This window comes from Exiguobacterium sp. s102 (assembly GCF_018618635.1).
In the GTDB taxonomy this organism is placed as follows: Bacteria; Bacillota; Bacilli; order Exiguobacteriales; family Exiguobacteriaceae; genus Exiguobacterium_A; species Exiguobacterium_A oxidotolerans.
Genome location: NZ_JACSML010000003.1, coordinates 83,480 through 96,177, shown reverse-complemented (window position 1 = coordinate 96,177; position 12,698 = coordinate 83,480). Strand labels below are relative to the sequence as shown.

Here is a 12,698-nt window from a genome sequence, read left to right as displayed (position 1 = left end):
ACAACTGCGGCAACTTATGAAGTGTAAGTAAAACCCCCACCTCAAATGAACGAGTGGGGGACGAGACTATTTAATGAAAAGAAAATCAAGAATCGTATAAATCAGAGCGGCGAATGCCATCGAAATCGGTAATGTGATGACCCATGTGATCAGCATTCGTTTAGCCGTACCCCATTTAACGCCTTTTTTACGATGCGATGTTCCGACACCCATGATGGCAGAGGAAATCACATGCGTTGTTGATACAGGAAGGTGAATCGCCGTCGCACCAAAGATGATGGCAGCAGACGTCAAGTCAGCCGCTACGCCGTTGACAGGACGAATTTTCATGATTTGACCACCAACTGTTTTGATGATCCGCCATCCACCGACAGACGTCCCGAGTCCCATCGCGATGGCACAAGAGAGTTTTACCCAAAGGGCCACATCATGATCGGTCTGAAAACCAGAAGAAATCAGGGCGAGGGTGATGATCCCCATCGCTTTTTGCGCATCATTCGTTCCGTGTGTATATGATTGAAGGGCTGCAGTCGCAATCTGCATATGACGGAAGCGACGATTCGTCTTCGCCAAGTTCCCTTTTTTGAAAACTACTTTAAAAATGCCGTAGACGAGAAAACCGAGTGTAAAAGCAAGGATTGGCGAAATCAATAAGGCTTGGACGATTTTTAAGAAGCCTTTTGTTTCAATACCGCCGAATCCGACTGAAGCAACCGCAGCACCGGCAATCGAACCAATCAACGTATGCGAAGAACTGGACGGAATACCGAAGTACCACGTCAATAGATTCCAAGCAATCGCAGAGAGGAGAGCAGCGATGACGACATAACTTCCGTGTTCTAGTGTTGACGGGTCAACAATGTCCCCGGAAATCGTCTTAGCGACTCCAGTAAATGTGATTGCCCCTAAAAAGTTCATCGTCGCAGCAAGGATAATGGCGTGACGTGGTTTCAATGCACGAGTCGACACTGAAGTCGCGATCGAGTTCGCCGTATCGTGGAAACCATTAATGAAATCGAAGCCAAGTGCGAGAATCACGATTATAGCGGTGATGATAAACAGACTATCCATCTCGTTAGCTCCTCACTTATGCGTTTTTCATGATGATCGTTTCAATGACGTTTGCTGCGTCCTGGCAGTAATCGGCGATTGATTCGAGCGATTCATAGATTTCTTTATATTGAATGATTTTAATTGGATCAGTTTCAGTCGCGAACAATGCTTTGATTGATTTACGACGTAAGTCGTCACAAATCGTTTCTTGTTCTTTTACTTTGATGACATGTTCACGCATCGGTTGAAGCTTACGTGCGACAAGAAGGTCCATCGCTAAAGCGAGTTCGTTGACGGCGATATGAATCTCATCGACGAATTTAATCATATGTTCGTCGGCACGGACGATGTTATAAATCTCAAAAATCGCGGAACATTCTTCAAATCCATCGAGTACATCATCCAGTGAGTTCGCGAGTGCAAGCAAGTCTTCGCGATCAATCGGTGTGATGAATGCATTGTTCAAGTCGATGATCAATTGGTGCATCAAGTCGTCACCAGCAGTTTCAAAGTCTTTGACTTTATGCGCGAATTCTTTAACGTCCGCAATACCATTGATTTTAAAATCAACGAAAAACTGAGACGTCTGTTGCAAGTGTCCGGCAATCTCGGATAATTTCACTGCGAATGGATCTTGTTTTTTACTAAACATTTCTTCTGCCTCCATATTAAGAACAAGAATAGAATAGTGAAGTAACTTCACGAGTTCGATTGTATCAGACGTTATTGTAAAAGAATACAACTATGTACCGCGTTTACGAAAACTTAATAAAACTTAAAGTTAATAGGGTTGATAAATTAATAAATAATCTGGATAAAGATTTTTCAAGACTATTTTCTTTGTATTCAATGGGTTTTATCTGTGTTTTTGTTATTGTAATAGTAGGGAATAGAAGAGAAGCAGGAAAAATGTATAACAGAACGAATAAGTACAAAGGATAAAGAAGTAGGTTACAACACAAAGTGAAATAGAGGAGGACGTTTTGTATGCTCGTGCAAAGTTTATGTATACCAAAACACCAATGTATCAAGATTTCAGAGACGGCAACGCTTCGTGAAGCGTTAAAGACGTTAGAAGATACAGGATATCGTTGCGTACCTGTACTCGACCAGTCAGGTCAAGAATTTAAAGGAAATATCTATAAAATGCATATTTATCGCCATGGGATGAATGGTGGCAGTTTAGATGACAATGTCATGACACTCATTAAGAACACATCAAAATTCATCTATACAGCAAGCAATTTCTTTGAAGTCTTCTTTTCGATCAAAGAATTACCATACATCGCCGTACTAAATGATGACGGTCAATTCTTTGGTATTTTACCGCACGGGAAAATGCTTGGGATGTTGGAAGAGGCATGGAATCGTGATTCAGGAAGTTACGTGTTGACGATCGCACTGAGTGAACAAAAAGGTGCTCTTGAAAAAATCGCAAAAATCGTCAACAAATACTCGACGGTTGCTAGTCTCATGACACTTGATGCCAAAAGTAGTGTCATGCGTCGTGTTCTCATTACCCTTCCGCTTGATTGTGATGAGAAAACAAAAAATAAAATCGTGAAGAAATTGAACGAAAAAGGGCTTCGTGTCGTCGCTGTCGAAGACTTGGAACTTCGTGTATAATTAAAAAGGAAAATACGAAAAGGACCTGGCACAACAGGTCCTTTTTTGTTGTGGGAGGAACGTTATGAACATTTTAATGGTTGGTGCAGGATCGATGAGTGAATCGTTGGTCAAAGGATGGATTGATTCAGGAATTGCGCCCGAATCAATTACGATGACGAATCGTGCAGATCGTAAGCGTTTATCAGAGCTCGCTAATGAACATGGTGTTCAAATCATTGAAGAAGAGAATATCGAGTCATTCGATATCGTCGTCTTAGCCATGCAACCTGACGGCGTACTGGAATACGTAGAGCGTCATGAGTGGACGAATCAACTGCTTGTTTCTGTCGCAGCACATATCACACCGGATGAAATTGAACAGATATCAGGTTGCGGTGCAGTCTGTGCGATGCCGAATACACCGGTCGCTTTTCGGACAGGGATGACAGGGCTTTGGTTCGGTCATCAAGTAGCGATGGAACAAAAACAATTGGCGACGGAACTTTTTCTACGCGTCGGTGAGGTGGTAGAAACGGATGAAACGACTATGCCGTTCTTAATGGCTGCTGCTGGCTGCAGTCCGGCTTTCTTCTATGAAATCGTAGGTGCGATGACTCCTGTTTTGACGGAAGCCGGATTTGAAGCACAACAAGCGCGACGGATCATCGCCCAAGCAATGAAAGGGTCGGCCGAACTTTTGCTTCAAGACGATCGACCGACTGAGGCATTGATTGATGATGTCGCGGCGGAGGGTGGACCAACTGATCGTGGGGTTCAAGTGTTACGTACGCATGAATTGAAGAAAATAATGCGAGCGGCATTAAGTGAGAGTGCACGCGAAGCGTAAATCGAACGACTTTAGGCATATTCCGTCACGGTTCAGACGAGAATGTGTCTTTTTTCGTAAAAATTGAAAACGTTTCACGTGAAACATGCATTGACGGTTGCATTATCAAATGAAAATTCGTATAGTGAAGAAATAAACCGTCTGGACGGTATAGTAAAAGAAAGGAGGTAACGTATGGTTAGTGCGAAAGCGTTAGAAACGAGACGGCGAATCACTGACGCGACTGTTCAAGTCATGATGAGCCGTGGGTTTCCGCAATTGACGTTAGAAGAAGTCGCGAAACAAGCGAATGTTTCTAAGGGTGGCTTATTGTATCATTTCGCTTCTAAAGAAGAGTTGCTGATGGGTGTGATTGAAGAACAAGAATCCCGTCAGTTTAAGCAGTATCAAGAATATCTGGATCAAGGTTTAGGTCAGATGGAAGCGTTTGTCACGTTACAAGCGAATCACGAGGAAGAGTTTCACTTGGATATCGATACGGTCTTGTTTTTGTTATCGTTCTTGAAAGAAAATGAAGCGTTTGTCGAAGAACGAAAAAAGCAAGTTAATCAGTTCTTTAATCAATTGATGGAGAGCGCTGATCCGGTCGAAGCGATGATGATTCGATTCGTATTAGATGGGTTGAAAATGTCGGAGCACTTTAAGTTCGCTCAGCCGTCAAAAGCAGAGCGTCAACAATTGGTCGAGCGTCTATTAAAACGAGCGCGCGAAATCGACCAAGCTTCAGATAAAGAGTAAATATGAAATAAAAAACAGAGAGAAGGCGAATAATTACCATGAAGCGTATCATTCAATTTTCAGTGAATAATAAATTTGCTCTTTGGTTGCTGACGATCATCATCACCGTCGCTGGGATTTATGCAGGAACGACGATGAAACTCGAAACGCTACCAGACATTACGACACCGACTGTTTCGGTAACGACGATTTATCCAGGGGCGACGCCTGAACAAGTCCTTGATGAAGTCAGTCGAGAACTCGAAAGTAAGGTCGAAAATCTAGGAGGCGTCGAGACGGTCCGATCGACATCTTTCCAAAACGCCTCAAATCTACAAATCGACTACAGCTTCAGTACGGATATGGATGAAGCAGAACAACAAGTCAAAGAAGCATTAGCGAATGTTGAATTACCAGAAGGCGCGCAAGAACCAAATGTCTCACGGATTTCATTCGATGCTTTCCCCGTTGTCGGTTTCGCAGTATCAGACGAAAAACGTTCACTCTCCGAGTTGACGAAGCTCGTCGAGACAGAACTTCAACCGAAACTTGAAGGGATCGAAGGCGCTCAAACGGTTCAAATCGCTGGGCAAGAGATTCGTCGGATTGAAATTCGATTCGATGATGAAAAGCTACAGCAATATGGATTGACAGAAGATAACGTCAAGCAACTGATTCAAGCGAATGATTCGCGTTTAGCACTCGGCTTATACGAGCTTGGTGACAAAGAGCAAGCTGTTGTGCTTGATGGAAAAGCTACGACGGTCACGGAATTAAAAAATCTTCGTTTGCCTTATACGCCGCAACAGGCAGCAAGCGATACACCGGCAGCTCCTTCACAAGCTCCGACGACGCCACAAGCGCCAACAGAAGGACAAGCACCAACAGAAGGACAAGCGCCAACACCAACACAAGTCCCGACTGTTAAATTGTCTGAGCTCGCAAAAGTAGAAGATAAAGGAATCGAAGAATCGATTTCGCGGTCGAACGGTGAACGTTCAATCGGAATTCAAGTGACGAAATCACAGGATGCGAATACCGTCGATGTCGTCACTGCCGTCAAAGAAACGATTCAAGATTTTGAAAAAGAAAACGGATCGGTCAAAACGTCAGTCACACTCGACCAAGGAAAACCGATTGAAGAGTCTGTCTCAACGATGATCAGTAAAGCCTTGATTGGTGCATTATTTGCGATCATCATCATCCTTTTATTTTTACGCAACTTTAAATCGACAATCATTGCAGTCATTTCGATTCCGTTGTCGTTACTGATGGCGATTCTTGTCTTGAAACAGATGGATATCTCGTTGAACATCATGACACTTGGTGCGATGACGGTCGCAATCGGTCGTGTCGTCGATGATTCGATCGTCGTCATCGAAAATATTTATCGTCGCTTAACGGATCCCGGCGAAAAACTTAAAGGTAAAGCCTTAATCATCGATGCAACACGTGAAGTGTTCATTCCGGTTGCATCATCAACAATCGTGACGATTGCTGTTTTCTTACCACTCGGGTTCGTAACAGGATTTGTTGGTGAACTGTTCCTGCCGTTCGCACTGACAGTTGTCTTTGCATTATTCGCATCGCTGATTGTTGCCGTAACAGTCGTACCGATGTTTGCTGACTCACTGTTCAAACGTGGGAAAGCACCGAAACCGGAAAAAGAAGATGGCGGGAAATTAGCGAGCTGGTACCGTGGCGTGTTGAACTGGTCCTTGAACCATAAATTAATCGTCTTCGGTCTTGCAGTCTTAATGCTTGTCGGAAGCTTTGCTCTCGTACCGGCGATTGGGGTCAACTTCTTGAATCAAGAGAGTGAAAAAACGTTTTATGTGACGTATAATCCGGAACCAGGTCAAACGCTTGATGACTCGCTTGAGGCAGCGGATCAAGCTGAAGCTTATTTTGATAAACAAAAGAATATCGACAATCTCCAGTTCACGGTAGGAGGCGAAAATCCACTTAATCCGGGAAATACGAAACAAGCGGTCTTCATCGCCCAGTATGATCCAGATACAGAGGAATTCGCAGACGTGAAACAACAGGCAGTGAAAGACTTGAATGAAGCCATCCCGACTGGAGAATGGAAAGAACAAGACTTCAGTGGTGGTGCCGGTTCATCTGGTGTTTCGTATTCAGTCTTCGCGAATTCAATCGAAGATCTAGAAACGATCACACCGAAGTTCGTTAAAGCAATCGAAGGTGAATCAAAATACGTTCGGAAGGTAACGACCGACTTAAAAGATTCATATACGCAGTACACGTTTGAAGTCGACCAACAAAAAGCTGCCGAGTTCGGTGTGTCGACAGCCCAACTCGCGCAAGGAATCGCTAACGTGCAAGGCGTCGAAAAACCACTTTCTACTATAAAAGTAGACGGGAAAGAATTGGACGTCATCGTACCAAACGAACAAACGACGTACGACTCGATTGATGATTTAGAAGAAGCCGATATCACGACGCCGCTCGGTGTTAAAAAGTTATCTGATTTCGTCTCTGTCAAAAAAGGCACGACACCGGACTCGTTAAATGAACGAGACGGGAAACTCGTCGCAACCGTGACGGCAGAACTGAAAACAGATAAAGCGACGGAAGCATCACAAGCAATTGACGATGCTGTCAAAACAATTGACCTTCCGACAGGTGTTTCTTACAAAGTCGGTGGGGTGACGGAGCAGATTCAAGAATCGTTCACACAACTTGGTCTTGCGATGGCAGCAGCAGTCGCGATCGTCTATCTCGTTCTTGTCGTGACATTCGGTGGAGCATTGACGCCGCTCGTCATCTTGTTCTCACTTCCGTTCGCAATCATCGGTGGTTTACTCGCCCTCTTGATTACTGGCGAAACGATCTCGGTTTCATCACTAATCGGAGCCTTGATGTTGATCGGAATCGTTGTCACGAATGCAATCGTCTTGATTGACCGTGTCATTCATAAGGAAAATGAAGGTCTAGCGACACGTGAGGCCCTGCTCGATGCAGCAGGCACACGACTTCGTCCTATCTTGATGACGGCACTCGCAACAATTGGTGCCTTATCACCACTCGCCCTCGGTCTAGAAGGCGGCGCGTTGATTTCGAAAGGACTTGGGGTCACGGTCATTGGTGGGTTAACGAGTTCGACGTTACTCACACTTCTCATCGTCCCGATTGTCTATGAGTTCTTAGCACGTTTTCGGAAAAAGAAGTCAATCGATTAATTGATTTCAAACAAAAACTTCTCTGAAACAGGAATTATAGAATGGCTTCATAAAGCCGTTCTATAACCTGTTTTTTTTATTTTGTTACAAAAGTATTACAGGGAGGCATTCCTGTCAATAAACTGTAACACGAGCGATGGAATCAAAATGATAGGATAAAAACAGAAATTATCTGACAATTTAATTCGTTTTACATAACCGTCAACTTTACTTAAAAGGGGATTAGTAAAAGATGAAAGTATCGCTCTGGATCCGTTTATTTATACTCGTGACATTAGTCGTTAGCAGTTGGAGTTCCGTCCCACAAGCAACCAAAGCAGCATCGGTAAAAAAAGTAGTCGTTTCAGTCGATGTGTTGAATATCCGTTCGAAAGCCACGGTCAGTGGGAAGAAACTCGGTCAGCTGAAGCTCGGCCAGTCAGTCACTGTCACGAGCAAAACCTCAAACAACTGGTATCGGTTGCGTTATCAAGGTAAGACAGCGTACATCGCTGCGATGTACACGAAGAGCTACAATAAAAAAGCAACAGCGGGACTCTCAAAAACAGGTGCGACGATTGTATCTGTCGCTGAAGGGTTAAAAGGACGTCCATATGTCTTTGGTGCAACGGGTCCGACGAGCTTTGATTGTTCTGGATTCACAAGTTACGTTTACCGTGCGCTCGGTAAATCTTTACCACGTACGGCAGCCTCACAATATGCAGCAACGAAACGGACGGCACCAGCAGCCGGGGATCTCGTGTTCTTCACGCATGGCAGTGGCATCCAGCACGTCGGTATTGCAGTCGATGGTTTGACGATGATCAATGCTAACTCGTATTATGGTCAAGTCGTCAAAGAATCATTCCGCGGTGGGTATTGGGGATCGCGTTACGTCGCGGCAGGAACTTTATAAGAACAAGACAAACACCCGCTCTTGTGCGAGACAAGAAGCGGGTGTTTTAGTTCTCATTCTCAATCAGCAAAGGGAAGCTGTGCCGCAGTATTCCCCATCCGAAGGGTTGCCGGGATTTCGATTTGTAACGGTTGTTTTGCGACATCACGCGTTACGAGCGAAAAAGCTTGTTGACCAATTAACCCATAAGGAATCGCGATAGTTGTCAAATCGAGCACTTCTGCGAGGTCACTGCCATCGAACCCGATAACAGATAGGTCCTCCGGGATACGGTACCCTCGTTTTCTGAGCGCGATGATCAGTCCGGCAGCGACGTGGTCACTCGTCGTCATGATAGCGGAAGGGCGCTGTTTCTGACTGAGCCAATGTTCGGCGACGCGGGTACCATCTTCAATCGTCAACGTTTGCTCATACACCCAATCATTCGAATTAGGTTCGACGAGGTCGTGATAGGCTTGCTTGCGGGCGCGGCTATTCGTACTATCAGCCCGTCCAAGGCAAATACCGATCTGGTGGTGACCGAGTTGCTGGAGTGCCGTCAAGCCTTTACAAAACGCAGTGTAATGATTGATATAGACGGATGAGACATATTCATGCAACTCGCAAAAGACAATTGGACCGTATTGTTCGTACGAAAGAATTTCAGAGACGGCAAGACTGTGTGAGACGATGATTAAGCCATCGACTTCACGTTGCGCAAGCGCGCGTAAAACAGTTCGTTCATGTTCTTCGAAATAGTTCGTTTGCCACGTTAAAAAGCGATAGGCGTCCTCGAAGGCACTTTTAGCGATTCCTTGAAGAATCGCGGCATGATAGGGATGGTCGACGAACGGTAACATGACGCCAATCGTTTTCGTCCGTCCAGTCGAGAGATGGACAGCTGTCTGATTTCTGATGTAGCCGAGCTTTAAAATGGCTTCTTTGACGGCACGCCGTTTTTCTTCAGCGACATAAGGATGATCGTTGAGGACGCGTGAAACCGTCGTCACGGAAACGTTTGCTTCGTGAGCCAAGTCACGAATGTTCGTCATTCAAAATCCCTCCTATCCTTAGCTAGATAGTTGTTGTTCGAGTTGAATCCAGTGTTGCTTCGTGATCGGTCCGGACGACGAATCAGAGCGTTCGATTTGCTCCGTAATTCTTTCGAGAAGCTTCATTTTTTCAGCCGGTGTTAAATGGGGATATTGTTCAATCAAGGTATGTTTGCAAAGGTAATAACCGGTTGGCGTCCCGAGCTGCTCAATCGCAAGTTCGAAGGCGACGTTCCATTTGTAGAGACGTTTTAGTCGTGTATGAAGCGACATATAGAAGACCTCCTTAGTAGTGTATACCATGACGATAGACTATGGAACGCGTTCCACGGCAAGAACAATTTCAAGAGGAAGAAGGCATGAGGATTTTGACCGCAATTGACCAATGTAAAAAAGAGGACTATGATTATTTGCGAATCAAGATAAAGAGGGGCGAACGTAAAATGGAAGCGACAGATTCGAAACTAGCACTAAAATTGCTCGTAGTCTTATCGCGAACGATGCATGCTGTGACGGAACAAGTAAAAGCAGACATCAAGACCCATCAATTGAATCCTTCAGAATTTGGTGTGCTTGAGTTGTTGTATCATAAAGGCGATACACCGCTCCAGCAAATCGGCGACAAGATTTTATTGACGAGTGGAAGTGTCACTTACGTAGTAGATAAACTTGAAAATCGTGGACTACTAGCACGCAAATCTTGCCCGACAGACCGTCGCGTCACATTCGGTACGTTGACTGAGGCAGGTCAAGCGTTGATGGAAGAAACGTTCCCGAAACATGAAGCATTTTTGATGGACTTATTCAGCGACTTGACGGTTAGCGAAAAAGAACAATTGATTGATCAACTTAAACGAGTCGGGTACCGGGCAGATAATTATACGCATTCTGAAAAAGCGTAATGCCAGCCGATCCATTCAATCTAGATGGAATGTCACCGAAAGGTGAGATTTCATCTTTTTTGTTTGTCTTTTCATAGAGTTAATACTTTGAAATCAAACGAATTGACAAATGAAAATGATGTTGGTATGTTTAGTTACATAAATTACTTTAAATAAAAAGGGGAAATAAAAATGACTAAATTACTTTATGTAACTGTAAACCCAAAATCTACGGAACATTCGTTCAGCCTTCAAACAGGTGAAGCGTTCCTTGAAAGCTATAAAGCAGCAAACCCGAATGCAGAAGTAGAAGTACTTAACCTCTACAGCGAAGACGTCCAAGAAATCGATACAGACGTATTAAGTGCATGGGGCAAATTCGCGACAGGTGAAGAGCTTTCAGAAGTCGAAATCGCTAAAGTCGGGACAATGACGAAACACCTCGAGCAGTTCATGGCAGCTGACGAATATGTTTTCGTTACACCAATGTGGAACTTCTCATTCCCGGCACGTCTCAAAATGTACATCGACAGCGTTCTTCTTGCTGGAAAAACATTTGCCTACACAGCTGAAGGTCCAAAAGGATTGATGGAAGGTAAAAAAGCACTCCACATCCAAGCAACAGGCGGCGTTTACACAGGTTCTGGTTTGAACTTCGGTGACGATTATCTCCGTCAAGCACTCGCATTCACAGGTGTGACTGAATACGACGCGCTCTTCATCGAAGGTATGGCGATGAACCCAGAAAAAGCAGAAGAAATCAAAGAAGAAGCAATCGCAAAAGCGAAAGAAATAGGTCGTGCGTTCTCAACGGTCAACGCGTAAGTTAAAAAAATCCCTTCGTCCGAATGACTGGACGAAGGGATTTTTTTGATTAGATGTGTGATTTTTTACGTAGAACAAGCAATGCAAACAAAACGAGGTCCTTCAGTTTCTCGAAACCGCGAGGGTGTGTCGAAATACGGTAAAGCCATTCTAGTTTTAGTTTGCGGAACACTTTAGGGGCTCGTTTGCTATGACCGGACCAAACATCGAAGGCACCACCGACCCCGATGAAGATGCCGCGATCGACGAGATCATAAACGGAAGCAATCCATTGCTCCTGCTTGGGTGCTCCGAGCGCGACAAGGATTAAATCAGCCTGTGCAGAGCGAATGGCGTCGGCAGCTTCCTGATCCTTACCGAATCCATGAAATGTCCCGACGAACTGGATATTCGGAAAACGGATCGATAATTGTTTAATCAACGATTTCATGACTTCCGGTCGACCTCCGAGTAAGAAGACACGTTTGTGTAAATTGTCAGCCGTTCGCAACAATTCCCGTGCCGTTTCAATTCCAGGAAGCGTCGCCTGCAACGGGTTGCCTAGACGTTTACTGGCGGCAGTCACACCGATGCCGTCTGGTGTGATGAAAGTCGCTTTTTTCAAGATGACGTTGTATTCCGGATCACGTAAAGAGCGGAGAACGAGCTCAGGATTTGCCGTCACAAGAAAAGCTTTTTCATTGTCGTGTAAGACTGTTTTAATATGGGTATACCATGTCGATGGTGTGGCATTGACGAACGGTAACCCGAATAGTTCTGTTGTTTGAATCATTGTTAATCCACCTCATTTTCCATCATAGCAGAACCCATCTAAACAAACAGGGTCCTAAGACCGAAAAAGGAGTGAAGTTGTATGCATCCTGCTTGGCAAACAATTTTAAAAGAAGAAAAAGAAAAAGAATATTTTCAACAACTTTGGTCGTTCGTTCAATCGGCCTATCAAGAGACAACAGTTTATCCGGAGAAGGATCGGATTTTTCATGCGTTTGATGCGGTCGCACCGTCAGCCGTTCGATGCGTCATTTTAGGACAGGATCCTTATCATGGACCTAATCAAGCGAACGGATTAAGCTTTTCCGTGAACGACGGGGTCAAGATTCCACCGTCGTTACGAAACATGTATAAAGAACTTGTAACCGATTTAGGATGCACGCAACCAACGACCGGAAATCTCGAAAAGTGGTCGGATCAAGGGGTGTTCCTCTTGAATACATCGTTGACGGTCGAAGATGGGAAGGCTGGATCTCATGCTAAAAAGGGCTGGGAGCCCTTTACTGACCGAGTAATCGAAGTACTCAGTGCACAGGAGGAACCGATTGCGTTTATTCTTTGGGGAAATCATGCAAAAAGTAAGAAAGTATTAATTGATACCTCGCGTCATCTGATAGTGGAGTCGGTCCATCCGAGTCCGTTATCGGCGAACCGTGGTTTTTTTGGGAGTCGGCCTTATTCGCGTGTCAATCAGTGGCTTGAAGAACAAGGGCGCCAACCGATTGATTGGTGTATCTCATGAAACGGAAAATATCCTAACCAGGATTAGACGGTTGATAAACGAACAGGGAATTCTGTTTTGGGTAGGAGGTTCACTAAAAAAGCCGAATGATTTCCCCCTTTTGAGTGCGGGAAGGCATTCGGCTT

The 12,698-nt window shown here is 44.7% G+C and carries 13 protein-coding genes; 8 read left to right on the top strand and 5 right to left on the bottom strand.

Annotated elements, in window-relative coordinates; translation table 11 throughout:
- Positions 1–66 precede the first annotated feature (66 nt).
- Together KNQ02_RS10250 and KNQ02_RS10245 are read right to left on the bottom strand one after the other, a co-directional pair.
- On the bottom strand, positions 67–1,071 hold the full coding sequence (locus KNQ02_RS10250; protein ID WP_088838176.1) for an inorganic phosphate transporter: 1,005 nt from the start codon (positions 1,069–1,071) through the stop codon (positions 67–69).
- Positions 1,072–1,087: 16 nt separating this feature from the next.
- A complete protein-coding gene (locus KNQ02_RS10245) occupies positions 1,088–1,705 on the bottom strand; it encodes a DUF47 domain-containing protein (protein ID WP_029332023.1) in 618 nt (205 codons plus the stop codon).
- Positions 1,706–2,040: 335 nt separating this feature from the next.
- Here KNQ02_RS10245 and cbpA point away from each other — a divergent pair, with 335 nt between their 5' ends.
- The 5 genes from cbpA (at position 2,041) to KNQ02_RS10220 (ending at position 8,323) form a co-directional block, all read left to right on the top strand.
- Entirely contained in the window at positions 2,041–2,679 is a 639-nt protein-coding gene (cbpA, locus tag KNQ02_RS10240) for a cyclic di-AMP binding protein CbpA (RefSeq protein ID WP_088838175.1), read from the top strand.
- A gap of 64 nt (positions 2,680–2,743) precedes the next feature.
- Positions 2,744–3,508 carry a pyrroline-5-carboxylate reductase family protein gene (locus tag KNQ02_RS10235; protein ID WP_088838174.1) on the top strand — a complete coding sequence of 255 codons (765 nt, stop codon included), beginning with the start codon at positions 2,744–2,746 and terminating at the stop codon, positions 3,506–3,508.
- Between the two features lie 174 nt (positions 3,509–3,682).
- Positions 3,683–4,246 carry a TetR/AcrR family transcriptional regulator gene (locus KNQ02_RS10230; RefSeq protein WP_088838173.1) on the top strand — a complete coding sequence of 188 codons (564 nt, stop codon included), beginning with the start codon at positions 3,683–3,685 and terminating at the stop codon, positions 4,244–4,246.
- A gap of 38 nt (positions 4,247–4,284) precedes the next feature.
- Positions 4,285–7,428 carry an efflux RND transporter permease subunit gene (locus KNQ02_RS10225; RefSeq protein WP_088838172.1) on the top strand — a complete coding sequence of 1,048 codons (3,144 nt, stop codon included), beginning with the start codon at positions 4,285–4,287 and terminating at the stop codon, positions 7,426–7,428.
- A gap of 232 nt (positions 7,429–7,660) precedes the next feature.
- On the top strand, positions 7,661–8,323 hold the full coding sequence (locus tag KNQ02_RS10220) for a C40 family peptidase (RefSeq protein WP_214808391.1): 663 nt from the start codon (positions 7,661–7,663) through the stop codon (positions 8,321–8,323).
- Positions 8,324–8,382: 59 nt separating this feature from the next.
- Here the strand turns inward: KNQ02_RS10220 and KNQ02_RS10215 are convergent, their stop codons facing one another.
- Together KNQ02_RS10215 and KNQ02_RS10210 are read right to left on the bottom strand one after the other, a co-directional pair.
- Positions 8,383–9,354: a LacI family DNA-binding transcriptional regulator gene (locus tag KNQ02_RS10215; RefSeq protein WP_214808388.1), complete on the bottom strand. Its 972-nt coding sequence runs from the start codon at positions 9,352–9,354 to the stop codon at positions 8,383–8,385.
- An 18-nt stretch (positions 9,355–9,372) separates the two neighbouring features.
- On the bottom strand, positions 9,373–9,627 hold the full coding sequence (locus tag KNQ02_RS10210) for a hypothetical protein (RefSeq protein ID WP_088838169.1): 255 nt from the start codon (positions 9,625–9,627) through the stop codon (positions 9,373–9,375).
- A gap of 170 nt (positions 9,628–9,797) precedes the next feature.
- Here KNQ02_RS10210 and KNQ02_RS10205 point away from each other — a divergent pair, with 170 nt between their 5' ends.
- Together KNQ02_RS10205 and KNQ02_RS10200 are read left to right on the top strand one after the other, a co-directional pair.
- Complete coding sequence (locus KNQ02_RS10205) at positions 9,798–10,256, top strand: MarR family winged helix-turn-helix transcriptional regulator (RefSeq protein ID WP_088838529.1); 459 nt, start codon at positions 9,798–9,800, stop codon at positions 10,254–10,256.
- A 171-nt stretch (positions 10,257–10,427) separates the two neighbouring features.
- Complete coding sequence (locus tag KNQ02_RS10200) at positions 10,428–11,060, top strand: NAD(P)H-dependent oxidoreductase (RefSeq protein ID WP_214808385.1); 633 nt, start codon at positions 10,428–10,430, stop codon at positions 11,058–11,060.
- Between the two features lie 49 nt (positions 11,061–11,109).
- On the opposite strand, the gene KNQ02_RS10195 is transcribed toward KNQ02_RS10200, so the two are convergent.
- Positions 11,110–11,832 (bottom strand): WecB/TagA/CpsF family glycosyltransferase, encoded by a 723-nt coding sequence (locus KNQ02_RS10195; RefSeq protein ID WP_088838168.1) that lies wholly within the window; start codon positions 11,830–11,832, stop codon positions 11,110–11,112.
- 81 nt (positions 11,833–11,913) lie between these two features.
- Between KNQ02_RS10195 and KNQ02_RS10190 the strand changes: the two genes are divergently transcribed.
- Positions 11,914–12,573, top strand: a complete 660-nt coding sequence (locus KNQ02_RS10190; RefSeq protein WP_088838167.1) for a uracil-DNA glycosylase — start codon at positions 11,914–11,916, stop codon at positions 12,571–12,573.
- The last annotated feature ends 125 nt before the right edge of the window (positions 12,574–12,698 follow it).

Coding starts and splice junctions, on each gene's coding strand:
- KNQ02_RS10210 (WP_088838169.1), bottom strand. CDS start 9,627: ATGTCGCTTCATACACGACTAAAACGTCTCTACAAATGGAACGTCGCC.
- KNQ02_RS10215 (WP_214808388.1), bottom strand. CDS start 9,354: ATGACGAACATTCGTGACTTGGCTCACGAAGCAAACGTTTCCGTGACG.
- KNQ02_RS10225 (WP_088838172.1), top strand. CDS start 4,285: ATGAAGCGTATCATTCAATTTTCAGTGAATAATAAATTTGCTCTTTGG.
- KNQ02_RS10205 (WP_088838529.1), top strand. CDS start 9,798: ATGGAAGCGACAGATTCGAAACTAGCACTAAAATTGCTCGTAGTCTTA.
- KNQ02_RS10220 (WP_214808391.1), top strand. CDS start 7,661: ATGAAAGTATCGCTCTGGATCCGTTTATTTATACTCGTGACATTAGTC.
- KNQ02_RS10250 (WP_088838176.1), bottom strand. CDS start 1,071: ATGGATAGTCTGTTTATCATCACCGCTATAATCGTGATTCTCGCACTT.
- KNQ02_RS10230 (WP_088838173.1), top strand. CDS start 3,683: ATGGTTAGTGCGAAAGCGTTAGAAACGAGACGGCGAATCACTGACGCG.
- cbpA (WP_088838175.1), top strand. CDS start 2,041: ATGCTCGTGCAAAGTTTATGTATACCAAAACACCAATGTATCAAGATT.
- KNQ02_RS10190 (WP_088838167.1), top strand. CDS start 11,914: ATGCATCCTGCTTGGCAAACAATTTTAAAAGAAGAAAAAGAAAAAGAA.
- KNQ02_RS10235 (WP_088838174.1), top strand. CDS start 2,744: ATGAACATTTTAATGGTTGGTGCAGGATCGATGAGTGAATCGTTGGTC.
- KNQ02_RS10245 (WP_029332023.1), bottom strand. CDS start 1,705: ATGTTTAGTAAAAAACAAGATCCATTCGCAGTGAAATTATCCGAGATT.
- KNQ02_RS10200 (WP_214808385.1), top strand. CDS start 10,428: ATGACTAAATTACTTTATGTAACTGTAAACCCAAAATCTACGGAACAT.
- KNQ02_RS10195 (WP_088838168.1), bottom strand. CDS start 11,832: ATGATTCAAACAACAGAACTATTCGGGTTACCGTTCGTCAATGCCACA.